At 58.4% G+C, this 24,202-nt stretch carries 20 protein-coding genes; 11 read left to right on the top strand and 9 right to left on the bottom strand.

The window, feature by feature from the left end; translation table 11 throughout:
- Positions 1-152: 152 nt before the first annotated feature.
- The 3 genes from CPter91_RS05050 (at position 153) to CPter91_RS05040 (ending at position 3,895) form a co-directional block, all read left to right on the top strand.
- Positions 153-554 (top strand): hypothetical protein, encoded by a 402-nt coding sequence (locus tag CPter91_RS05050; RefSeq protein WP_150119624.1) that lies wholly within the window; start codon positions 153-155, stop codon positions 552-554.
- Positions 555-1,085: 531 nt separating this feature from the next.
- Positions 1,086-2,252, top strand: coding sequence for an IPT/TIG domain-containing protein (locus CPter91_RS05045; RefSeq protein WP_061937772.1), 1,167 nt, complete (start codon positions 1,086-1,088; stop codon positions 2,250-2,252).
- Positions 2,195-3,895, top strand: coding sequence for a hypothetical protein (locus CPter91_RS05040; RefSeq protein WP_061937768.1), 1,701 nt, complete (start codon positions 2,195-2,197; stop codon positions 3,893-3,895). Before CPter91_RS05045 ends, CPter91_RS05040 begins: the two co-directional genes overlap by 58 nt.
- A gap of 159 nt (positions 3,896-4,054) precedes the next feature.
- Here the strand turns inward: CPter91_RS05040 and CPter91_RS05035 are convergent, their stop codons facing one another.
- Complete coding sequence (locus CPter91_RS05035; RefSeq protein WP_236905934.1) at positions 4,055-6,772, bottom strand: TonB-dependent receptor; 2,718 nt, start codon at positions 6,770-6,772, stop codon at positions 4,055-4,057.
- Between the two features lie 931 nt (positions 6,773-7,703).
- Between CPter91_RS05035 and CPter91_RS05030 the strand changes: the two genes are divergently transcribed.
- Together CPter91_RS05030 and CPter91_RS27115 are read left to right on the top strand one after the other, a co-directional pair.
- On the top strand, positions 7,704-10,313 hold the full coding sequence (locus CPter91_RS05030; protein ID WP_236905933.1) for a DNA translocase FtsK: 2,610 nt from the start codon (positions 7,704-7,706) through the stop codon (positions 10,311-10,313).
- 34 nt (positions 10,314-10,347) lie between these two features.
- Positions 10,348-10,836, top strand: coding sequence for a VF_A0006 family four-cysteine protein (locus CPter91_RS27115; protein ID WP_205631655.1), 489 nt, complete (start codon positions 10,348-10,350; stop codon positions 10,834-10,836).
- Between the two features lie 69 nt (positions 10,837-10,905).
- On the opposite strand, the gene CPter91_RS05020 is transcribed toward CPter91_RS27115, so the two are convergent.
- The gene (locus tag CPter91_RS05020; RefSeq protein WP_061937756.1) at positions 10,906-11,331 is read right to left on the bottom strand and encodes an organic hydroperoxide resistance protein; all 426 of its coding nucleotides are present in this window, start codon (positions 11,329-11,331) and stop codon (positions 10,906-10,908) included.
- 187 nt (positions 11,332-11,518) lie between these two features.
- Positions 11,519-12,010, bottom strand: a complete 492-nt coding sequence (locus CPter91_RS05015; protein WP_082792616.1) for a MarR family winged helix-turn-helix transcriptional regulator — start codon at positions 12,008-12,010, stop codon at positions 11,519-11,521.
- 309 nt (positions 12,011-12,319) lie between these two features.
- Here CPter91_RS05015 and CPter91_RS05010 point away from each other — a divergent pair, with 309 nt between their 5' ends.
- Complete coding sequence (locus CPter91_RS05010) at positions 12,320-14,680, top strand: DNA polymerase II (protein WP_061937753.1); 2,361 nt, start codon at positions 12,320-12,322, stop codon at positions 14,678-14,680.
- Positions 14,681-14,756: 76 nt separating this feature from the next.
- Here CPter91_RS05010 and CPter91_RS05005 read toward each other — a convergent pair whose 3' ends face one another.
- The 6 genes from CPter91_RS05005 to gshA form a co-directional block, all read right to left on the bottom strand.
- Positions 14,757-15,236, bottom strand: coding sequence for a VOC family protein (locus CPter91_RS05005; protein WP_061937750.1), 480 nt, complete (start codon positions 15,234-15,236; stop codon positions 14,757-14,759).
- Between the two features lie 233 nt (positions 15,237-15,469).
- Positions 15,470-15,847 carry a VOC family protein gene (locus CPter91_RS05000; RefSeq protein ID WP_061937747.1) on the bottom strand — a complete coding sequence of 126 codons (378 nt, stop codon included), beginning with the start codon at positions 15,845-15,847 and terminating at the stop codon, positions 15,470-15,472.
- Between the two features lie 190 nt (positions 15,848-16,037).
- Positions 16,038-16,457, bottom strand: coding sequence for a DUF1801 domain-containing protein (locus tag CPter91_RS04995; protein ID WP_061937744.1), 420 nt, complete (start codon positions 16,455-16,457; stop codon positions 16,038-16,040).
- Positions 16,458-16,547: 90 nt separating this feature from the next.
- Entirely contained in the window at positions 16,548-16,955 is a 408-nt protein-coding gene (locus tag CPter91_RS04990; RefSeq protein WP_061937742.1) for an SRPBCC family protein, read from the bottom strand.
- Entirely contained in the window at positions 16,952-17,275 is a 324-nt protein-coding gene (locus CPter91_RS04985; RefSeq protein ID WP_061937739.1) for an ArsR/SmtB family transcription factor, read from the bottom strand. The genes CPter91_RS04990 and CPter91_RS04985 overlap by 4 nt, the downstream gene beginning before the upstream one ends.
- A gap of 319 nt (positions 17,276-17,594) precedes the next feature.
- Positions 17,595-19,181: a glutamate--cysteine ligase gene (gene gshA / locus CPter91_RS04980; protein ID WP_061937734.1), complete on the bottom strand. Its 1,587-nt coding sequence runs from the start codon at positions 19,179-19,181 to the stop codon at positions 17,595-17,597.
- A 367-nt stretch (positions 19,182-19,548) separates the two neighbouring features.
- Here gshA and folD point away from each other — a divergent pair, with 367 nt between their 5' ends.
- The 5 genes from folD to CPter91_RS04955 all read left to right on the top strand — a co-directional run bounded on the left by folD (position 19,549) and on the right by CPter91_RS04955 (position 24,041).
- The gene (gene folD / locus CPter91_RS04975) at positions 19,549-20,394 is read left to right on the top strand and encodes a bifunctional methylenetetrahydrofolate dehydrogenase/methenyltetrahydrofolate cyclohydrolase FolD (protein ID WP_061937732.1); all 846 of its coding nucleotides are present in this window, start codon (positions 19,549-19,551) and stop codon (positions 20,392-20,394) included.
- A gap of 5 nt (positions 20,395-20,399) precedes the next feature.
- Positions 20,400-22,475, top strand: a complete 2,076-nt coding sequence (locus CPter91_RS04970) for a M3 family metallopeptidase (RefSeq protein ID WP_061937729.1) — start codon at positions 20,400-20,402, stop codon at positions 22,473-22,475.
- A gap of 70 nt (positions 22,476-22,545) precedes the next feature.
- Positions 22,546-23,166, top strand: coding sequence for a glutaredoxin family protein (locus tag CPter91_RS04965; protein ID WP_236905932.1), 621 nt, complete (start codon positions 22,546-22,548; stop codon positions 23,164-23,166).
- A 28-nt stretch (positions 23,167-23,194) separates the two neighbouring features.
- Positions 23,195-23,620, top strand: coding sequence for a DNA polymerase III subunit chi (locus tag CPter91_RS04960; protein ID WP_061937722.1), 426 nt, complete (start codon positions 23,195-23,197; stop codon positions 23,618-23,620).
- A gap of 10 nt (positions 23,621-23,630) precedes the next feature.
- The gene (locus tag CPter91_RS04955) at positions 23,631-24,041 is read left to right on the top strand and encodes a hypothetical protein (protein WP_061937719.1); all 411 of its coding nucleotides are present in this window, start codon (positions 23,631-23,633) and stop codon (positions 24,039-24,041) included.
- Positions 24,042-24,202 lie beyond the last annotated feature (161 nt).

Below are 24,202 nucleotides of genomic sequence, written 5' to 3'. Positions count from 1 at the left end.
AAAACGCTGACTGCAACCCTCGCAAAGGGCGGAAATTTGCTAGAAATGAAAGTCAGTGGTTATTCACCTGAAGAAGCGCAAGCAAATTTATCAGCAGCGTTTCAGATATTGCGGAACGAGCATGCAATGCTTCTGCCCCCTCCGTTACCAAATTGAAAAATAATCTGGCTGATGTAACTGCTTCATTGAAAAAGATCGAAGACGAGCGCAGCGCCATCCTCGAACCGATCAAAAAAGCAAATAGTGCCGGGACAATTGAACGGAAGTTTTCAGAAAGTATCTTGCTGGCTTCTATGCTGAAATCAAATGATACGGAAACACGCGCCTTCCGAGATCAAATCAATAGTCTTGATGAACAGCTCAGTCCCTACCGCACTTTCAATACAAAGGCCGTAACTGAGATCTATGTACCGAAACCCGCGGCATATCCGAAAAAAATAATCGGCGTACTGATCGGACTAATTCTGGGATGCCTCATAGCCGCAATCTGGTCGCTCATTCGCGACAAGGATTTACGCGAGTTATTGCGCGGCAATTCGGCAATCGACATCTAACTCTTCTCAGCGAACCGGCACTGAATTAGTGTCGCATTACCTAAAGGTCTATAGTCGCCAGACGCGGTCGTTTACAACGTCTTATCAAGAATGTGTGATGAGCCGCGTAGCGTCTATAGGACTGTAAATCAGGACTCGCTTTTTTCGAGGCTCTTTTTTAACATCGTTTTCTTCTGCATCGCCAACTCCCTACCTTCGCGACAAGCATGATCAACATCGCGACCCAGCTATACGGCCGAGTCATCAATACCGCCGCATGAGTGCCGGAAGCACTCTTGCATCCAACTACAGCTGTGGGACTGCAGCTAAGCAAGTCCGCTCGAACTTTCGATTGCACAGCATCGAAGAGCCAAACAAGTCAATTCCCATCCAACAACAACTCAAATACGCAATGCTTTACTGCCGCTATCTTTCGCACTTACAATCACGCCCAATATTTCCATGCGGAAATTTCAAAGAAGTTAGCTGCCACTAACGTACCTCTGCAGTTAAATCGCGTAATTTAAGTTTTCTCAAAGGCAGCATTTAGCAATGAAAAGCCATACATATAAGCTCGCTCTCATCCTGATTGGCGTCACGTTAAGTCAAGCCGGCTGCGGCGGTGGCGGTGGGTCGGGCGACAACACAGCAGCTGCGCCCAACTCGATTGCTGCACCGTCCCCGGCTGCTGCGGTGAGTATTGCCGCGCTGTCGGCCGCGAGCGCATCCGCCGGTTCAGTCGTGACGGTCAGCGGCAGCGGTTTTCAAAAAGTGACGGCGGTCAGCATCGGCAACGTTGCAGTCACCTTCTCTATCGTCAGCGATAGCCAGATCGCCATTACCGTCCCGGCCACCCCGGTCAGCGGCGTGATCACTGTTTCCGGCCCGGGGTTTTCAGTGCAGTCGTCGGCCACCTTTGTCTCCAGCCTACCGGCGCCGCTGGTCACCAACGTATCCGCCAGCAACGTGGCCGTCGGCGCCAACTTCACGATCCAGGGCAAGAATCTCGATCTGGTCAGTGCTTATCAGCTGGCCGGCGCCAACCTGGCGATCGTCAGCAACTCCAGCAGCGCGGTGACGCTCACCATGCCGGCGCAACCGACTTTCGGCACATTGACGCTGATCGTCAATGGCGCACCGGTCAATACTTCCTATCAGCTCCATAGCTATCGCCCGGCGTCGATTGTCGCCGTACTGCCGCAGCTCGGCATCGTCGGCAGCAGCGTGACGATTAACGGCAGCGGCCTGGCGGCGGTGACGGATATCCGCTTTGCGAATGGCACGGTGGCCTCGGTCACCGCCGCCTCCAGCAGCACGGTCAGCTTCGTCGTGCCGCCAGGCGCTGCCTCGGGTCCGTTGACAGTGGTGGATCCCTACCAGGAAGTGGTCAGCGCCGGCGTATTTTCGGTGGTGCCGACCGTCACTGCAACAGCCCTGCAGACCACCAGCAGCGGCAGCACAGTGATATTGACCGTAACCGGAACCAACCTGAGCAACGTCACCGGCGCTACCGTAGGCAACGTAGCTACCACCATCGTCAGCAGCAGCAATACGCAGCTGGTGCTGAGCGTTGCGCTGGGAAGCAGCGGCACGCTGACCTTGAACGCCCTGGTCAGGCAGCTATCAATGCCGGCACCATCGACAACACAGGCAATGTCGGCTTGTGGATCAGCGGCGTCGATTTTGTTCATGTATTCGATAAAAGCGCCAGCGATCTGACGCTGCGCCTCACCCCAGGCCGTCCGGCCCTGGTTCGGGCGACCGTGCTGGCGCCGGCCGCCGGCGCCAAGAGCCCACTGGTGAATCTGTCCGCCACCAGCAAGGCTGGCGTGGCGCTTGGCACTCTCGCAATGAGCGGCCCGGCCAGCCTGCCTACAGCAAAAGACGACTACAACCTGAATAACACTTTCAATGCCGTCTTGCCGGCAGCCTGGGTCCAGCCTGGCGTCAAAGTCAGCATCAAGGTGGCCGCAGGCGCCAGCAATAGCCCGGCTAGCCAGGACGTCTCGCCAGTAGTTGGCACGCCGACCAGCATGCACGTGGTGCTGGTGCCGCTGACCGTTGGCGGCGCCACTGGCGTCCTGCCGCCTTCGCTGTCGGATGTGCAAAAAGCGCTGGCGCGGGTCTACCCCTATGCCAATGGCAATATCGCGGTGACCAGCCGTGCGCCGCTGACCATCAGCGGCGCAAGCAGCACCACGGCGATGAGCTGGTCGTCCGCACTGACCCAGCTGGAAAGCACGCGTGAAACGGAAGACAAGAATGCCTTTTACTATGGCTTGGTGCCGATGTACACGCCGATCCCCGGTTCATTCGTAGCCGGCCTCGGCTATGTAGGCAGCCGCAGCAACGGCGGTAGCTCTTCGGTGGCGGCGATCGGCCTGGACTGGAGCAGCAGCGCCGGCCAGGGCGACCCGTTCAACAATAACTGGCCGCAATGGCAGGCCATCATGGTGCATGAAATGGGCCACAATCATTCTCTCAGCCACGCCCCCTGCGGCGGTGCCTCGGATCCCGACCCGGCCTACCCTAACAACAATGCTGACCTGAGCGCGCTCGCGGTCTACAACAGCCTGTATGACAGCGACACCCAGATCGGCACGCTAAGCGCACCGCTGACGCCAAACAACACGCAAATGAAAGATGTCATGGGTTATTGCGGCGGCACATGGTTCTCCGATTTCAGCTACGTCCGGGCACAACAGTTCGCCGAGTCGCGCACTGCCGCGATTCCGCAGCCGCTGGTGCTGAACTCCGCCGCCGGCGTAGCCGCAGCACCGGATGGCTACCTGACCATCGCCGGCGAAATCACGGCGCAAGGCGTGCTGTTGCATCCGGCGTCGGCTTCGGCGACCAAGTTGCGCATCGATACGGCAACCGCCAAATCAAGCTATGCACTGCGCGTGCTTACCGTGTCGGGCCAGACCTACAACTTGCCGTTTGAACCGGTCAGCGTCGCCGACGCCAGCGATAAAACCAGCCATTTCTGGGTCAGCTTGCCAAATCCCGGCGAGATCGCCAGCATCGACGTCTTGCGCAACGGACAGCTGCAAGCCATGCGCCAGCCTGGCCAGGTGCAACGTGTGAAAGCCGCTAGCGCCGCTGCCGGCAACGCCCAGGCAATGGCGTCGGCGGTTGGCTGGACGGTCCAGAACGGACAGTTGACCGTCACCTGGAATGCGGCGCTGGAACCGTTCTTGTCGTTGATGTATATCTCGGCTAGCGGCGCCAAGACCGTACTCGGCAACGGCTTGCAAAACGGCAGTGCAACGTTTGACATCAAGGCCTTGCCGAGTGGTGGCCGCTTTGACCTGAGCTTGTCATCGGCAATGCAGGCGCGCCTGGTCAGTTTCCCTCACTGATCGGCCCTCAGCGGCAGGATCGCACTGGCGGTCCTGCCAATGCAATGTAGCAGCCAATAAGCAAGGCTAAGCAAAATCGGCAACATTCAACTAACAAAAAAAACGCCAGCAGAGCGAATCTCACTGGCGTATAAAGCTCCTACCCATTGGTTACAGCACTTAGAAGGTGTAGCGGGCACCCACCGTAAAGTAGCGGCCCACCGCGCCGGACTGATGCAGCGACGGGTTGTAGTTGATGCGGCCGTAGGTTTGCACGTCCAGCGGCGCCAGGCGGTCAAACAGATTGGCGATTGCCGCCGTCACTTGCCATTGCTTGTTCACGTCCCAGCGGCCGAACATGTCGACCGTGGTGAACGACGCTATGCGGCAGTTGGTCAAGGCTTTGCCCGTGGCCGGATCGACGTTCAGGCATGGACCGCCGGTTTCGTTCTTGTTTTCAATCGCGCTGACATAATTGAGCGAAGTCGTCACATTGAACGGTCCGCGATCCCAGGCCAGCGAGGCCGAGGCTCGGGTGCGCGGCGTGCCGCCATTGCCCGACAGGTTTTTATCGCCATGGGTGCCGACAAAATTCTGCGTGACTCCGTTGGTGGTACGCTTGAACTCGAACATTTGCGACACTGTCAAGCCAGTGGTCAGGCGGCCATAAGTGCTCAAGTCGAAACGGCTGCGCAAATCGATGTCGACGCCGCTGGTGCGGGTTTGACCCGCATTGATGTACGGCGCCTTGACCAGCTGGATCGGGCCAACCAGTCCAGGGAAATCCGAAGTCGGCTCGCCACGCACGATGATTGCATCCGGGAAGCGTGAAGGATCGTTGATGATGGCGTCCGGATCAGAACCGGTAATCTCGTTCTTGCGGACAATGCGCCAGTAATCCACCGAAATGCTGGTGTTCTTGATCGGCTCCAGGATGAAACCCAGGCTGTAGCTTTGCGATTTTTCCGGCTTCAGATTCTTGTTGCCAACCGTCACAGCGCCGATGTTCTTACCATCCTGGCAGTCCGCCGAGAGTTTGGTGACAGGGCAGCGCACCGGATCATTCGTGTAAGTCGTGAAAGCTGACACAGCACTGTCACCGCTTTCCGCCGGACCCGGCGCCCGAAAACCTTCCGCATAAGTGCCGCGGAAAGCCAACTGCTGGATAGGCGTAAACTTGAATCCGATCTTCGGCGTGGTCGAATTGCCGTAGTCAGAGTACTGGTCAGTGCGCAAGGCCAGCTGGAATTCCAGCTGCTTGATCACCGGCAACGCCAGTTCGGTGTACAGAGAACTGATATTGCGGGAAGACCTGGCAGCAGCGTAACCCAGGCCGACGATATCGCTGATGTCAGTATATGGCGTCGCCTGGCTGTCGGTGGACTCATGGCGCAGTTCACCGCCGACCGCGATACCGATCGGACCGCCCGGCAGCTGGCCGAATTCACGGGTTCCCTTGAAGTCCCATAAGGCAAGCTTGGTGGTCGCCGAATTTTTCAGTTCTGGCGAAACCAGTGCCATTGTCGCCGGGCTATTCAATACGCCAGCCTGACCGATACGGAAAGAGCCGTTGTTCATCGCTGTCTGTAACGCGCTGGCGCGGTAAAAGCCGTTCTGGGTGCGGTCGGTTTTACTCTGTGCGTACAGGATGCCGCTATCGTAATCCCAGCCGTATGATGTTCCCTTCACACCTACCAACAGGCGCGTGACGGTAGTATCTAGATCGGAGCGGCGCGGATTATTCGGATCGGACCAGCGTGGCCGGGCGGCATTGTTGGCAAACGGGTTGTCCGGATGGCCGATCGGCATCAGCAGCTGGTCGGGACCGGTGCTGGTGTTGACCACACGATTGTTGATCAAGTCGAAACCGGTGCCGGTCAGGCCGGACGGCGTATTGACCGTCTTCGCCTGGGAGTTGAACAAGCCGAGTTCGGTATAAGCCTGCATGTCATTGCCGAGCTTCAGCGTGCCGCGGCCGAACAGGTTGATATTCTGGGTTTCCGGCTGCACCGCCTGATAGCCGCCCTGGATCGGGTCCCACAGGCAGCCGCCGCCGGAATTGATCGAAGTGCTGCGATCGATATAAGCGCAGCCCGGCAGATTCTGGATGCCGCGGCCGGCAATCGGATTGCCGCTGGCGTCGACCGGACGCACCGTGCCGACGAAACTGCTGCCGCCGGTATTGCTGCTGGTGGTGGCGCCGCCGCGCTGGTCGCGGCCGCCCCACGGACGGGCATCCGCAGTACCAAGATATTCCGGCCGGTCTTTCTGCCAGATGGCATTGCTCTGCTTGGCGTCGATGCTGAAGAAATAGTTGTACTTGTCCTGTTCCAGATTACCGAAACCGAAAGTGCCCGATACGCTGCGCAAGGTGCCGTCGCCATGGCCGGAAGTGCCGAGTGAGCCGGAGATGGTCTTGCCTTCAAAGGTTTCGCGCAGAATGATGTTGACCACGCCGGCGATCGCATCCGAACCGTAGATAGCAGAAGCACCGTCTTTCAGCACTTCGATGCGGTCAACGGCGCCGAGCGGAATTGAATTCAAGTCGACAAAACTGCGCTGGCCGTCGTCGCCCAGGCCGTAAGGTGCAGTGCGGCGGCCGTTGATCAGCACCAGCGTCGAATTGACCGACAGGCCGCGCAGCGAAACGCCCGAGGCGCTGCCGGCGAAGCCGCTGGTGAATGAACCGCTGATGGAGCCGTTGTTGTCGGCCGACAGGCTGCGGACGACATCGGCGACCGATGTCTTGCCCGATTGCTGGATATCCTTGCGCGTCAGGATTTGCGTCGACGCGGGTCCTTCCTGCTGTGTCCGTTTGATGTTCGAACCGGTGATTTCAACCCGTCCCATCGGTTTGTCATCGTTTGTCTCCTGCGCATGTACGGCTGGCGCCATCATGCCTACTCCCATTGCCACGCCGCCGGTAAAAAATGCAAGCCGTAATGACTGTGACAGTTTTCGTTCCTTGATCATAAGCAAAACCCCCTATCGTTTTTAGAGTTGATAATTTAATTATTTGTGTAATCAAACCAGGCCGATTAGATCGCCTTGTGGACGATGTAATTTGCGTTTTGACGTCTCTGCTCAAGCTCCTGCAGACGGACAAACCAAACACTTCACCAGAAGGTCTTCCTCTTCATCTGGTCCTCCCCGGAATTGCCGTCGGCCACACTATTTATTTTTCTGTGCCGCTAACGACAACGCGGTGCCTTGGCGCAACTGATTGCCAACCGCCAATTCACCGCGTGTTTAATCTATACTAAAAATAATACTTTTTGTTACAAAATATTTTGCATTGTTACAAATTGCAATATTTAGTTACTTAATTGAGACAACAAATTGTGGAAAAACGTCGCGACTGTCGTAAAAAGACAAGCCAGGGTTTGGATGGAGAGAGATTGCCGCTGCTTTTAATAAGACGATGGCGTTAGTTGCAGACAGCTATTGCGCTTTGCAGCATTTGTAAATTGCAAGCCCTGGAATCACGTGGAAAAGTACACTTTGATACTTGCTTGCCAAACTCGGTAATGCGTATCCGTGGCGGCAGCATTTTCCTTGCATATTGATTTACATAAAAACAAGTTATTAAGCAGCAACTCGGAGGGAAACGGCAACGTGTTTTTCGGTTAATATCACCTACTTTGATTTCAATACGTCAGACAAACCTCTGCCACGTCGCCCTTGCCGAACGGCACTGAGGGCGACCTGCGGTACCGCAACATGATTTGCGCAAGCACCACGCTTTCCGGACGTTGATTTTTCGTTGAATTTGAGTATGCATATAGCAGTTTTCAGTTGGTTCGGATGGTCCTTGCTTTGGCTGGCTCCCATGCTGGTTCGTGTACTGAAGGCGCGGCGCTCGGGTGCCAGGGTGCTGCGCGGCCCCGGCTCGATCCGCCTGTGGCTGGGAACCGTGCTGATACTATGCGGCAGCAGCGCGCTGGAAGCCGTCTTGCGAACCAGCGAATCCGGTCCTCCCGATGGCGATCACGCTGGTTATGCGATTGCACAAAGCTTGATGAATCTGTTGGGCGGCTTCGTCGGCGTACTGGTGATGCTGGCCATCAGCATCCTGGCGCTATCCTGGCTGTTCGGCGGCGGCTGGCTGGCTGCGGCCGGCAATATCCATCCGGCGCTGCGGCGCATTTTCCCTGGCAAGGCCGAGCAAGCCGAGACGCCACGTGAGGCGCGCGCGGCAACAGCCGTGACGCCGCCCATGCACTCCACAGTGCGGCCGGCGCGTGCGCGCGAAAGCATTGCTGCGCCGCCGCGCAGCAGAAAATCCTGGCAGTTGCCATCGGCTTCTGAGCAGCCTGAGGTTCCAGGCAAACGGCCAAATATCCCGGCCAAACGGAGCGAGATGCCGGCCTCAGCCAGAAGCATGGCCGAATGGGCGACAGTAGAACGCATCATCCCGACGCCAGCCATGCTGGCGCGCGAAAAGATGGCGCAGCAGGCGCGCGCCGCCAGCGCTGCGCGCAGGGACGCGATGCACAGCCGTCAAAGCGAGCGCAGCCAGAATCGCCCTGCACCGCAAACCAGGATCATCAGCACCCGCCCATCCGCGCCGCTTGCCGCAGACAGCGCGGTTCCTGCGGCCTCCCGGCCGCTGGCAGACGATGGCATCGCGATGCCTGGCGTTGCACCTGCGGCAGCACCGCTTGCATCCGCAATGGAATTTGCCGGCAAGCCGGAGATTGCAACGCTGCCGGACACAGCAAGCGCCGTTGCAGATGTTTGCGCCGTCAACAGCCTGGCCAGCTTGCCGCAAAGCCGCGGAGAACAGCCGGAACCGGCATTGCAGATGCGGCCGGCTTCCTTTGAAGCCGCAATTGCCCCTCCTGCCGCCGCCGTTGCGCCAACTGCCTATATGACGCCGCAACCGGTTCCAGCCGGGGCGTCCGCCGCCACGCTTGATGATGGCGCAGCCGACTTCACATTCCAACCCTTGCATGAACTGCGGATCGACCTACCCGGTCTCGACTTGCTGGATCCGGCGCTCAATGAAACGATCGAGATCCCGGTAGAACGCCTGGCGGAAACCGGCTTGCTGATTGAACAGCGCCTGAAAGAATTCAAGGTGCCAGTGACCGTGCTGGGCGCCGATGCCGGCCCGGTGATCACACGCTTTGAAGTGGAACCGGCGCTGGGTGTGCGCGGCAGCCAGATCGTCGGCCTGATGAAAGACTTGTCACGTGCATTGGGGCTGACCTCGATCCGGGTGGTAGAAACCATCCCCGGCAAAACCTGCATGGGGCTGGAGTTGCCTAATCCGCAGCGGCAAATGATCCGGCTGTCGGAAATACTGGAATCGCCCGCCTATCAGGATTCGGCATCGCACCTGACACTGGCGCTGGGCAAGGACATCACCGGCAAGCCGATCGTCGCCGACCTGGCGCGAGCGCCGCACATGCTGGTGGCCGGCACCACCGGCTCCGGCAAATCGGTGGCGATCAACGCCATGATCCTGTCGCTGCTCTATAAAGCCACGCCCGAAGAAGTGCGGCTGATCATGATCGATCCCAAGATGCTGGAGCTGTCGGTCTACGAAGGCATTCCGCATCTGCTGGCGCCAGTCGTCACCGACATGAAATTGGCCTCCAACGCGCTCACCTGGTGCGTTGCCGAGATGGACAAGCGCTATCGGCTGATGTCGGCACTGGGGGTGCGCAACCTGGCCGGCTTCAACCAGAAAATCCGCGATGGCAACCTGCGCGGCAAGAAGGTCAGCAATCCCTTCTCGCTTACCCCCGATGCGCCGGAACCGTTGTCTACTCTGCCGTTGATCGTGGTGATCATCGACGAGCTGGCGGACCTGATGATGGTGACCGGCAAAAAGATCGAAGAACTGATCGCCCGCCTGGCGCAGAAAGCCCGGGCCGCCGGCATCCACCTGATCCTGGCGACGCAGCGGCCTTCGGTCGACGTCATCACCGGACTGATCAAAGCCAATATCCCGACCCGCGTAGCGTTCCAGGTATCGTCCAAAATCGACTCCAGGACCATCCTCGACCAGATGGGTGCGGAAGCCTTGCTCGGCCATGGCGACATGCTGTTCCTGCCACCGGGATCGGGTTATCCGCAACGGGTGCATGGCGCTTTTGTCTCGGATGCGGAAGTACATCGCGTGGTGGAGCATCTGAAACAGTTTGGCGAACCGGAATACGAAGAAGCCATCCTCGCCGGCGTGCCGGCCGAAGGCGCCAGCGCCGACCTGCTGGGCGACAGCCAGGATGTGGAAGCCGATCCGCTGTACGACGAAGCGGTTGCCTTCGTCGTCCGCACCCGGCGCGCGTCGATCTCTTCGGTGCAGCGCCAGTTCCGCGTCGGCTACAACCGGGCCGCGCGGCTGGTGGAACAGATGGAAGCCGCCGGCATCGTTTCTTCGGTGGCGACTAATGGCAGCCGTGAAGTGCTGACGCCGGTGCAGGCAGAGTAGGCGATCGCATTTCCTGCGGCAACGGCTATCGCTGATGCTTGCCGCATGTCCGTCCAGCTTACAACGCAAACCCGGCGCCAGTGCATTGTTGCGCAAGTTCTCCGCCCGGACAAACGCCGCGCCCCTAGCTCAGGCTCTTCATGAAAAATTAATCATATTGCAGTCGTGTCCGACTGCCGATATATATACTCTAAGCTTCCCGACTTTTGCGACTGACGAGCAGCCTATGAAATATTCGACATATGTGTTCTTGGCCATGATGGCGTTTTCAGCAGCGCCCGCAATGGCGTTCGATAGCCAGCAATATGACGAATGCGTGCTGCAGTATCTGCGAAATGCAAAATCCGGCCAGGCCTCGGATATGATTGTCAACGCCTGTCGCAAGCTGTACAAAGAAGGCGCTTTCCTGCAGAGCGACGAAAGAACCTATCAAGCTTGCCTGCTGCAAAACCTGCCCGGCGTGGAAAACGACCAGGCTGCCCAATACATCGCGGCAGCCTGTCAAAGACGTAGTCAGCAGTAAGGCAAACCTCAGCGTATTAGCTTTATTTGCAGCACAGGGCGAATGACCTCTGCCATTCGCCCTTTTGCATTACACCAGGGTCAGGGTAACGTCGATATTGCCGCGGGTGGCGTTGGAATAAGGGCAAACCTTGTGCGCCTTGTTCACCAGGTCTTCCGCCGCGCCGGCTTCCATGCCTGGCAGGGAAATCTGCAGTTCGACTTCGATGCCGAAGCCGCCTGGAATCTGGCCGATGCCGACCAGGCCGGTGATCGCCACGTCGGCAGGCAAGCTGATTTTTTCTTGCGAAGCGACGAATTTCATGGCGCCGATGAAGCAAGCCGAATAACCGGCTGCGAACAATTGCTCAGGATTGGTGCCTACGCCGCCGGCGCCGCCCAGTTCTTTCGGCGTGGTCAACTTGACGTCCAGCACGTTGTCCGATGAGACAGCGCGGCCGTCGCGGCCTCCGGTTGCAGTGGCTTGGGCGCGGTACAGAACTTTTTCGACTGACATGATGATTTCCTTTATTGGCCGTTTGAAAAATCCTTTGGATCAGCACAGTCGGCCCTACTGACGATCCGGATAAAAAGTACAACACTTAGATGACGCAAGAATGAAAAGCTTCAAACAAAAATACAGACTACACAATTATATTGCTAACAATTTATTTCATAAGACGACATCCTCATGATCACCTACCTTACCCGATGTTGCCCGCCATCGCTGCGCGCAAGCGCTGCAGCTCCAGGGTCAGCATCTTCACTTCATCCAGCGAACAACCGACGCTGCAACTCACGTGCAGCGGTATCGCTTGCGCTTCATTGCGCAGATTGCGGCCGGCCGCGGTCAGGCTGACGATCACCTGGCGCTCATCATGCACCGCCCGCTGGCGGCGTAAAAAGCCGCTGCTTTCCAGGCGCTTGAGCAAGGGCGTCAAGGTGCCAGAATCCAGAAACAGGCGTTCGCCCAGGGTAGACACCGTGACTTCATCGCGCTCCCACAAGGTCAGCAGCACCAGATACTGCGGATAGGTCAGGCCCATTTTTTGCAGCAGCGGCGTGTAGATCTTGGTCATGGTCAGCGATGCCGAATACAAAGCAAAACACAGCTGGTTGTCCAGCAGCAGGCTTTCCGGGCCGAGTAATTCAGGCGGGATGCTTGCAGTCGGCAGTTGGTGTTTGCTGGTTTCCATGCTTTGAATAATATAATGCTCGAAATTAAATTGCAAGCAATCTAAATTACATTTAAAACTATTAATGTGATTGTCAATAACTATGGATTGCGAGAGCTGCTCACTCATCAATCCAGCACATATTACACGCCGCGCCATGCAATCAACGCTGCCATGCTTCTTTTAAAGGGAACCCAGGTAAACTTCCGCCGCGCCCGGCGTGCTGGCGCAGTTGAAATCTTGGATAATCGGGAATGTATTACCGCACATCCCGATCCCCGCATCGCGCCGGTGCCTCAATCACAATAAGCAGCTCGAAAAGGTAGTAGCGTGGCACAACAAGGTTTTCTTCTGACCAGACACTGGCGCGATACTCCCACTGGCACGGAAGTCGAGTTCTGGCTGGCGACCGACGACGGTCCGCGGCACATTCGCCTGTCCGCGCAGGAATCGGTGGCATTCATTCCGGCCGAACAGCGGCAGCAGGCCGACAGCGTGCTGCGCAACGAACGCCGCTGCGAGCTGCGCCCGCTGCAGCTGACTGACTTCCATTGCCGTCCGGTGCTAGGCCTGTATCTGCAGCAGCACCGCCAGCTGATCAAGCTGGAGAAACAGTTGCGGGAAGCCGGCGTCGATGTCTACGAAGCCGATATCCGTCCGCCGGAACGCTATCTGATGGAGCGCTTCATCACCGCACCGGTCTGGTTTGCCGGCGATGCGAACGCCGGCGGGCCGATGCTCAACAGTTACATGAAGCCGGCGGCTGATTATCGTCCGCAGCTGAAGCTGGTCTCGCTCGATATAGAAACCACCGCGCACGGCGACTTGTACTCGGTCGCCCTGGAAGGCTGCGGCCAGCGCCAGGTCTACATGCTGGGGCCGCCCAACGGCGATGCCGGCGGGATCGACTTTGACCTGGAGTATTGCGACAGCCGCCCTGTTCTTTTGGAAAAGTTGAACCAATGGCTGGAGCGGCACGACCCCGACGCCATCATCGGCTGGAATCTGGTGCAGTTCGACCTGCGCGTCCTGCAAAAGCATGCCGAGCAATACAAGATACCGTTGCGCATCGGCCGCGGCGGCAGCCAGATGGAGTGGCGCGAGCATGGTTTCAAACCGAACCATCATTTCGCCTCAGCCGCCGGGCGCCTGATCATCGACGGCATCGAAGCGCTGAAATCAGCGATGTGGAATTTTCCCTCCTTCAGCCTGGAATATGTCGCCCAGGATTTACTGGGCGAAGGCAAGTCCATCACCAATCCCTACCAGCGCATGGCGGAAATCGACCGCCGTTTCGCCGAAGACAAGCCGGCGCTAGCGACCTACAACCTGAAAGATTGCGAGCTGGTGACGCGCATCTTCGCCAAGACTGAGCTGCTGCCCTTCCTGCTGGAGCGCGCCGCTGTCACCGGCTTGCCGGCCGACCGCAGCGGCGGTTCGGTGGCCGCCTTCGGCCACCTGTATCTGCCGCATATGCACCGCCAGGGCTATGTTGCCCCCAACCTGGGCGAGGTCGCGGACGCATCCAGTCCGGGCGGCTTTGTGATGGATTCGCAATCGGGACTGTACGATTCGGTCGTGGTGCTGGATTACAAAAGTCTTTACCCCTCCATCATCCGCACCTTCCTGATCGATCCGGTCGGCCTGATCGAAGGCATGCGCCATCCTGCCGGCGAGGATTCCGTGCCGGGCTTCCGCGGCGCCCGCTTCTCGCGCAGCAAGCACAGCCTGCCGGCGATTGTCAGCCAGATCTGGCAAGGGCGCGAAGCGGCAAAGCGCCAGCGTAACCAGCCGCTGTCGCAAGCCCTGAAGATCATCATGAATGCCTTCTGCGGCGTGCTGGGATCGACCGGCTGCCGCTTCTTCGATCCGCGCCTGGCGTCGTCGATCACCATGCGCGGTCATGAAATCATGCACAAGACGCGCGAGCTGATCGAAGCCAAGGGTTACCAGGTGATCTACGGCGACACCGATTCCACCTTCGTCTGGTTGAAACAGCCGCATACGGAGCAGCAAGCGACGCAGATCGGCAATGCGCTGGCGCAAGACGTCAACGACTGGTGGCGTCAGCATCTGCAGCAAACCCTGGGTCTCGAATGCGCGCTGGAACTGGAGTTCGACACCCACTACCATCGCTTCCTGATGCCCACCATCCGCGGCACCGAACTGGGTAGCAAGAAGCGCTACGCCGGCCTGATCGTCAATGCCGACGGCGTGGAAGAGATGGTGTACAAGGGGTTGGAGACGGTACGCTCCGACTGGACGCCATTGGCCAAACAATTCCAGCAGCAGCTGTACCAACATATCTTCAAGCGCGAACCCTACCAGTCTTATGTGCGCGACTACGTCAGCCGGACGCTGCACGGAGAATTCGACGACTTGCTGGTCTACCGCAAACGGCTGCGGCGGCCACTCGAAGCCTACCAGCGCAACGTACCGCCGCATGTGCGCGCCGCCCGCATGGCTGACGAATTCAACCAGGCGCAAGGCCGGCCGCTGCAGTACCAGAACGGCGGCTGGATCAGTTACGTGATAACCACGGCCGGCCCCGAGCCGCTGGAAACGCAGCGCTCGGCGATTGATTACGATCATTATCTGAGTCGCCAGCTACAGCCGCTGGCGGATGCGATCTTGCCGTTTCTGGACGATAGTTTTGCGGCGCTGGTGGGCGGCCAGAAAGAACTGTTTTGAAGTCACGCATGCTTACCGACGCCCCGCCATCGGCCAGAAGCAGCCGACCGGTATCCGCTGGAACCTAGCGATAGCCTCAGCCGCGCCAAGCCGCTTCAATCGCCGCAATGTCAATTTTGTGCATTGTCATCATGGCGTCGAACGCACGCTTGGCCGCAACACGATCAGGATCGACGAACGCGGCCGTCAGGACCCGTGGCGTGATCTGCCACGACAAGCCCCATTTGTCCCGACACCAGCCGCACGCGTTCTCCTGGCCGCCGTTGCCGACAATCGCATTCCACAAGCGATCCGTTTCGGCCTGGTCGTCGGTCGCGACCTGGAACGAGAATGCTTCGCTGTGCTTGATCCCCGATCCGCCATTCAGGCCGAGACACGGAATGCCGATCACAGTGAACTCGACCGTCAGGACATCGCCCTCCTTACCCGCGGGATAGTCGCCTGGCGCGCGATGGACTGCTCCCACTGCACTGTCCGGGAAGGTCTCGGCGTAGAACCTGGCGGCGTCCAGCGCGGCGCCGTCGAACCAGAGACAAATCGTGTTTTTGCTGACCATGTTGGCTCTCCTGAACTGGGATAGTTAAAATAGGCGCAACTCGCCCATCACCATTTGGACCGAGTTGCCCAGTCACGCTCTTCTTCGATTGAACTTCTTGAAAATAGTGCCGGAAAAATTCCCGTTCCCCGATAGTCACCAGATCATCTTGATCGGGATCATAGACGGAGTCATCTGGGGTCTAAGGCAAGTGGCAGGATGATGGCTTGCTGACGTCCCCCTCGATGGAAGGCTTAGGCTTCAGGCCCCTGGCAAACCACTTCGATATTATGCCCGTCCGGACCAATGACAAAAGCTGCATAGTAGTTGGCGTGGTAGTGCGGGCGCAGGCCAGGGGCGCCATTGTCTTTACCACCCGCTTCCAGAGCCGCGTGATAGAAAGCTTCGACTTGCCTGCGAGTCTCGGCCATGAACGCCAAGTGAAGATGCGCCGGCCGCTCCTCGGTTTGAAACAGGCACAATGAAGTCTTGTCCTCTGGGCGACAAAGCTCGACACCGTAGGCCGGCGGTCCCTCCGAGACAACAGCTATGCCGAGCGGCTCGAGTGCCTTGAGGAAGAACGTTTTGCTCGCTGCATAGTCGCTGACGCCGAATTTGACATGGTCAAACATGAACTCTCCTGAAGTGTGTGGGCCTGCGCGAGGCTTAACGCAATATAAACCGCAACCCGCTGCGCCTATTTCTGGCGTTTGCGTTTCATAATTGTAGCTTGCCCACCAAGCAGAGCTACATTTTCTGGATCAGAAGCTCCATCCGCTGGCGCGGTTTGCGGCGGGTGACGTTTCCCCATATCCAGGCCCTTTAAGATTTCGCTTTCTTCGAAGGATTCGCCTTGCCTGCACTGTTGAGAGCAATCGCCTGGCGGACGAGCGCCTTGAAAGCAGATTCGTCGATTTCTTCTCCTTCGTGGATATCGATCGCGCGGCGTACATTGCCGTCGAGGCTGGAATTGAAGAGCGGCGCCGGATCCTTCAGCGACGCGCCCTTGGCGAAGGTAAGCTTGACGACCTTCTTGTAGGATTCACCCGTGCAGATGATGCCGTCGTGCGACCAGACCGGCGTATCGCCCCACTTCATCTCTTCGATGACGTCCGGGTCTGCTTCCTTCACGAGTTTGCGCATTCTGCCTAGCGTTTCCCCGCGCCAGTCTCCGAGTCCGGCTATTTTTGCAGAGATGAGATCCGATGCCGGCAAACCTAAGCTTGCGTCCATTTTTTTCATGTTCTTGTCCTCGAAGTTGCAGATCTGTTTGGCTGCCGGATGGCGACTGCTTTTCTCTATTTTTCTAGCGGAACGATGGTGTGACGCGGTTCACGCCAGGTCTCCCACCACGCGCTCCAGATCTGTGAAAAATTTCTGCCAGCCGTACTTGGCGCCCGCGTAGGCTTGCTGCTGGTCTGGCCGGAAGCCCGATTGCTCCATGCGCAGGTGGGTGCCGCCGCTGGTCGGAGTGAGAGTCCAACTGACGACGCTCTTGAGACCCATGGCTTCCCACGTGTAAGACAGCGCTTCGTTCGGTTCGACCACAAGCACCTGGCACTCGACCACGCCCCACTCGGCGCGCAGATCGAAACGGTGGCCGACGACCGGCTTGAAGTCATTCTCCATCAGCCATTCTTCGATCAGCGGACTCTGCGTCAGCGCACGCCAGACTTTTCCCAGAGGGTGCGGCATTTCTCTCTCTACAATCAGCGTTTTGGTATCTGTGGCTTGCATCATTGATCCATCCTTTTCAATAGGGTTTCCAAACGGTCAAATCGGCTATTCCAGAAGGTCGAATAAAAATCGATCCAGTCAATCAGTGGCGCCAGCGCTTTCGGTTCGGCGCTGTAATACGTTTCCCGTCCGTCACGCCGGCCGCGCACCAGGCCGGCCAGCTTGAGCGCGCCGAGGTGCTTCGAAATGGCGGGCTGCGATACGCCAGACGGATCGGTCAAGGCGCGCACCGTCATTTCGCCATCTCTGCTCAAGCGCTCGAAAATTGCGCGCCGGGTCGGATCGGACAGGATTTTTAGAACAGCTGTCGGTTCTGCGTGCATTGCCTATCCTTGCCTGTGTGAACTTGGTGTTGATTTTTGTGAGACTGCTGCCTCACATGCATCAATCATAACCAAACGGTTATGAATGTCAAGGGACACATCTGAAATGAAGTTAGCGTGTCACTCCACTGCCGAGAATGCAGTGGGACTGTCTACGAGAGACGCTAAGAGAAAAAGACGAGGCAGGTGAAAATGAATGCAAGCGGCGCCAAGGACGCTGAATAGGCCCCGGCCGCTAGCAAAGGAAAGTTATCGGTGAACGAGCATGATGAAAAACCCCGGCCGACAGCGCCGAGGGTTGATCCATGCTTACTCTTGCCTAAACGCTCATGTTACCCAGCGTGCTGGCCCGATAAGCGGCAACAAAGGTATCAAAGTCGCCGGTCTGGCTGCGCTCCAGGCTTTCCTGTTCAGACAAGGATGTCGCCGCCAGCGTTTCGAAATAGTTACGTTCTTCCGGGCTGGGAGGATTCGCCAGGAAATACGCCGCATGCTCTTTGCTCAGGCGCAGGGCAAAGCTGCCGAACGATTCCTTGTTATCGCGCAAAATCGCCAGCACCTGCGCCGAAGGCGTCAGTTCGACCTGATCCAGCTTGAGGCTTTGCTTGGCCAGCGATGCCGCGTGAGCGCCGTCGCTGCGCTGGGCATCGAGCAAATCGGCCGCCGCGCTAATCCGCTCCAGCAGCTCCTTACCCCAGGTTTGCAAGCCGACTGGATTGCCGTCGCGCCGCAGTTGCAGGCCGGGACGCCGCCCTTCCTTCACCGCACGGGCGAAGTTCTCGGTGTTTTCCAGGCTTTCTTCATCACTGGTCAGCGGGCTGTCGTCGAGCGCGCAAAATAGCAGGAAGGCATCCAGGAAGCGCGAGGTTTCCAGGTTGATGCCCATCGGCTCGAAGGGGTCGATGTCCATGCAGCGCACTTCTATATATTGCACGCCGCGCGCCGACAGCGCCTGAATCGGCCGTTCGCCGGAATTGATCACGCGTTTCGGCCGGATGGTCGAGTAGTACTCGTTTTCGATTTGCAGGATGTTGGTGTTGATCTGCACCCATTCGCCGTTGCGATGCGTGCCGATCTCCGCATACGGCGGATAAGGCTGGCTGACCGCGCGCGCCAGGCTCTTGATATAGCTGTCGAGACTGTTGAACTGCGGCGTCAGGCGCGCCTGCGCTTCGCTGGTGTAGCCGAGGTCGCTCATGCGCAGGCTGGTGGCGTATGGCAGGTAGAGCGTGTCTTTATCCAGCTCGTCCAGGCGGTGGTCGCGGCCGTCCAGGAAACACTTGGATAGTGCCGGCGAGGCGCCGAACAGGTACATCAGCAGCCAGCTGTAGCGGCGGAAATTGCGCACCAGCGCGATATAGCTTTCCGATTGAAAGTGCATGGCCGTGCCGTTGGCGCCTTCGGCTTGTTGCAAGGTTTGCCACACGCCGTCCGCCAGCGAGTAATTGTAATGAATGCCGGCGATGCATTGCATGCGCTTGCCGTAGCGCAGCGCCAGGCCGCGCCGGTAGACGTGCTTCAAGGTCCCCATGTGCGAGCTGCCGTACCAGGCAATAGGAATCTGCTCTTCCGCCGGCAGGTGGGCCGGCATCGACTGGCTCCACAGCAGCTCGTCGCCCAGCTTGCTGTAGACGAAACGGTGGATCGTGTCGAGCTCAGCCAGCGCCGTCGCAATATCATGCTCGGCCGGGGTAATGAACTCCAGCAGCGATTCCGAATAATCGGTGGTGATCTGCGGCTGCGTCAGCGCCGAGCCGAGCGCGCGCGGATGCGGCGTCAGCGCCAGACGGCCGTCGCCGTCGACGCGCAAGGTTTCTCTTTCGATGCCGCGCAAGCCCTGGCCCAGCAGGCCGCGGTGCTGCTCTTGCCCTAGCAGCGCCAGCCGGCGAGTGTAATGATCGGTCAATTCAGCATCCTTTTTTTTGAAATTTGTCAGCTCCGGCCCGGTCCTGCAAATTGCATTGCTGATTGCATGATTGCGGCCGCAGTCGGTGACATATAGATGTCGTAGAAGGCGAGAATAGCCGAAAATGAAAGAACGCGTTGGACCTCGGCTGGGTAAGCATTTGACAATCGGCCGGCCACTCAGCGAGTACATCTGGCACGTCTTGATTTTATCAAATGCATAACTCCCAGCGGTTTCTCGCGAATCGATGGCAAGAAAAATTGCAAGAATCGACAAATTTCTATACGGCAATACACTGCCGGCACAGTCTTCCTGGCGCACACCCCTTATAATCCTGCTTTGCTTTCAATTTTCAACAGTCCCCACTATGCCAGCCCAACTGATCGACGGAAATCTCCTCTCCCAACAACTGCGCGCCGATGTCGCCAAGCGCGCCGCCGCACTGACGGCCCAGGGCAAGCAGCCCGGGCTGGCGGTGATCCTGGTCGGCGACAGCCAGGCCTCGCAAGTGTATGTGCGCAACAAGGTCAAGGCTTGCGAAGACAACGGTCTGTACTCAGTGTTGGAAAAATATGACGCCGACCTGACGGAAGCGGCGCTGCTGGCGCGCATCGATGCCTTGAACGCGGATCCGAAGATCAACGGCATCCTGGTGCAGCTGCCGCTGCCGGCGCATATCGACGCCCACAAAGTGATCGAAGCCATCGCCCCGGAGAAGGATGTCGACGGCTTCCATATCAGTAACGCCGGTCTGCTGATGACCGGCCAGCCGCTGTTCCGCCCTTGCACGCCGTATGGCGTGATGAAAATGCTGGAATCGGTGGATTTCCCGGTGCGCGGCGCCCATGCGGTGATCGTCGGCGCCTCCAACATCGTCGGCAAGCCGCAAGCCATGCTGCTGTTGCAAGCCGGCGCCACCGTCACCATCTGTAACTCCAAGACGCGCGACCTCGGCCTGCACACACGTATGGCCGACATCCTGGTGGTGGCTACCGGCAAGCGCAATATCGTCACCGCCGACATGGTCAAGCCGGGCGCCGCCGTCATCGACGTCGGCATGAACCGCGACGACAACGGCAAGCTGTGCGGCGATGTCGACTTCGCCAACGCCAAGGAAGTCGCCGGCTACATCACCCCGGTGCCAGGCGGCGTCGGGCCGATGACCATCACCATGTTGCTCGTCAATACCATCGAAGCCGCAGAAAGAATGTAATTGCAATGACCACTACTGCCATCAACGCTAACAATCCCCTGCTCGACTTTACCGGGCTGGCCAAGTTCGGCCAAATCACGCCGGCCGATATCAGCCCGGCGATCGCCGCGCTGCTGCAGCAGGCGCAGACCGTGGTCAAGTTGCTGGAAGCCGGCAGCGAGGCCGCCACTTGGGAAAATTTCGTCCTGCCGCTGGAGCACGTGACGGAAAAGCTGAGCCGTGCCTGGGGCATCGTCAGCCATTTGAATGCGGTAGCGGACACGCCGGAACTGCGCGCCGCCTATAACGAAAACCAGCCCAAGCTGATCGAATTCTGGACCGCGCTGGCGCAAAATCTGGCGCTGTTCAGCAAATACAAGGCGATCAAGAACAATATCGATTTCGCCGAGCTGTCGGCGGCGCGCCGCAAGATCGTCAACAACGCCTTGCGCGATTTCCGCCTGGGCGGCGCCGAGCTGACGGCCGCCAAGAAGACCCGCTTTGCCGAGATCCAGGAAAAGCATGCGGCGCTGACTACCCGCTTCTCGGAAAACATCCTCGACGCGACCAATGCCTACGGCCTGTTCATCAACGATGAAGCCGAGCTGGCCGGCCTGCCGGAGGATGTGCGCCAAGCCGCACGCGCCGCCGCCGAACAGGACGGCAAGCCGGGCTATAAATTCACGCTGCACTTCCCTTCCTATTTCCCGATCCTGCAGTATGCCGACAACCGCGCCCTGCGCGAGAAGATGTATCGCGTCAACGCCACCAAGGCGTCCGAGCTGGGCGAAAAAACGGAATGGGACAATAGCGCCAACATCATCGAGATCCTGCGCCTGCGCAATGAAGAAGCCAAGCTGCTGGACTTCAAGAACTACGCCGAACTGTCGCTGGTGCCGAAAATGGCCGACACGCCAGAGGACGTCATCCACTTCCTGGAAGACCTGGGCCGGCGCGCCCGTCCCTTTGCCGAGCAAGACCTGATAGAACTGCGCGCCTTCGCCGCCGAGCAGCTTGGGCTGGCGACGCTGGAAGCCTGGGACCTGGCGTATGCCGCGGAAAAACTGCGCGAACAGCGCTATGCGTTTTCCGAACAGGAAGTGAAGCAGTATTTCCCCGAACCGAAAGTGGTCGAAGGCTTGTTCCAGCTGGTGCAGAAACTGTTCTCGGTCGACATCAGCGTCGACCAGGCCGCTGTCTGGCATCCAGACGTCAAATTCTTCCGCATCGAGAAAGACGGCAAGCTGATCGGCCAGTTCTATCTCGACCTGTATGCCCGCAACGGCAAGCGCGGCGGCGCCTGGATGGACGACGCCCGTGCGCGGCGCCGCCTCGGCAACGAAGTACAAACCCCAATCGCCTACCTGACCTGCAATTTCACCGCCCCGGCCGTGATCGATGGCGTCAGCAAGCCCGCCTTGTTCACCCACGACGAAGTGATCACGCTGTTCCACGAATTCGGCCACGGCTTGCACCACATGCTGACCCAGGTCGACGAGATCGGCGTCTCCGGCATTTCAGGGGTTGAATGGGATGCAGTGGAACTGCCTTCGCAATTCATGGAGAATTTCTGCTGGGAGTGGGATGTCTTGCAGCACATGACAGCCGAAGCGGTGTCCGGCGAGCCGCTGCCGCGTGAACTGTTCGACAAGATGATCGCCGCCAAGAATTTCCAGTCCGGCCTGCAAGCCTTGCGCCAGGTCGAGTTTTCGCTGTTCGACATGCGCCTGCACGACGATTATGATCCTTACGGTAGCCAGAGCGTGCAGGATGTGATCGACCAGGTGCGCGGCAAGATCGCGGTGATTACCCCGCCGCCTTTCAACCGCTTCCAGCACTCGTTCGGCCATATCTTCGCCGGCGGCTATGCAGCCGGCTACTACAGCTACAAATGGGCCGAGGTGCTGTCGGCCGATGCCTATAGCGCGTTCGAAGAAGCTGCGGTCGGCGGCAATGTGGTCTCGGCCGCCACCGGCAAGAAATTCCGCGACGAAATCCTGGCGGTCGGCGGTTCGCGGCCGGCGCTGGAATCGTTCAAGGCTTTCCGCGGCCGCGAGCCGAATATCGACGCCTTGCTGCGGCATAGCGGCATGGCCGCCTGAACCAAAGAACACATACTAGTTAGTAACAAGCATACAAACCAGGCTCTTAAATCAAACAAGGGGAACAGGTATGACGATAGGTATCACGATGGGGATCAGAAGCGCTGCAACGTTTTTTCTGCTGATGCTGGCAACCAGTGCGCAGGCTCAGCTGTACAAGTCGACCGGCCCGGACGGCAAGGTCACGTATAGCGATACGCCGCCGGCCAGCGGCAATGTGGTGCAGAAGAAGATCGGCGGCGGCGGCGACGATACCGACGGCCTGCCGTATGAACTGGCGCTGGCGGTCAAGAATCATCCTGTCACCTTGTACAGTTCCGACAAGTGCATCCCTTGCGACGATGGCCGCAAAATGCTGAAGGAACGCGGCATCCCTTTCAGCGAAAAGACCGTCAAGACCAACGAGGATATCGCAGCGCTGCGCAAGATCGCCAGCGACAGCCAGTTGCCGGTGCTGACAGTAGGCCGCGACAAGCAAAGCGGCTTTTCCAGCGCCACTTGGGGCAGCGCCTTGAGCACAGCCGGTTATCCGGAAAGCAGCCGCTTGCCGGCAAACTATAGCAACGCGGCGCCGGTCGCCGCCGCACAAGGCGCGCGCCCGGCGGCAAAGACGACCGCCCCTGCCGCCACTGCCAATAGCGGCGACGTCCCGCCGGCCACCGGCAACGCGCCGCCCGGCTTCCGCTTTTAAGCGCAGCCAGACCAACCAGCCTATCTCAATGACGCAAATCGACTTTCACACCAATATCTCGGATAAATTCCTGTACACCTGCCGACTGGTGCGCAAAGCCCGAAGCGCACAGCGCCAGATCGTCATCTTGACCGGCAATAACGACGAACTGGCGACGCTGGACCGCACGTTGTGGACGTTTTCGGAGCACGATTTCCTGCCCCACGTGCGCGCCGGCGACCCGCTCGCCGCGCAAACCCCGGTGATCCTCGCGGCCGATGAAGAGACGGAATGGCCGCATCACCAGATGCTGATCAACCTGTCCGGCAAGACGCCACAGCATTTCGCTCGCTTTGAAAGAATGTTTGAAATCGTTTCGCTGGCCGAGGACGACAAGGCCGCTGGCCGCGAGCGCTATCGCTTTTACCAGCAGCGTGGTTACCCGCTGACGCACTTTGTTGCCGAAAATGTTTAAGGAATTTGCAATGAGCACCGGAAAAATTGACGCCAATATCCCTTTGTTGACTGAGGTCATTGTTCCGTTGCCGACCTTGACCGATATTATCGACATGCCGAAAGCCGCTGCTGCGCCTGCCGCAGTCGCTGAAGATCTGGATAATTTCGAGCTGCCCCCACCGCAACGGCAAGCCGTCCTCAGCCAGCACGACTGGGAACGGCTGGAGATGGAAGTCAGGGAAAAAGTGTTGCAGCAGCTGCAGGACCGCATCGATTTCGTCATCGAGCAGCGCGTGCGCGATGGCCTGGCCGATGTGTTGCAGACCGCGGTGGAAGGCATGGCGGCGCAAATCCGCGAGGGCTTGCACCAGACTCTGGATGAAGTCATTTCGCGGGCTGTGACACTGGAATTAGTGAAATTGAAAAAAACGAATATTTAATCCAAATTTTTTGTTTTTCAATCATAAATATTGTAACGGTAGCTAAAAGTAAAAATTACTAGCCACATTTTGATCGCCTAAAAAATCCCGGTTTTCTTACAATAGCGCTATTGAAAAGGCTGTTCCTGCAACGCGCAGCTGGTTAAAAAACGGTGGTTTTT

This window comes from Collimonas pratensis, from assembly GCF_001584185.1.
Classification (GTDB): Bacteria; Pseudomonadota; Gammaproteobacteria; order Burkholderiales; family Burkholderiaceae_D; genus Collimonas; species Collimonas pratensis.
The sequence above is the reverse complement of the archived record's forward strand: the minus strand, read 5'-3'. Positions and strand labels throughout refer to the sequence as shown.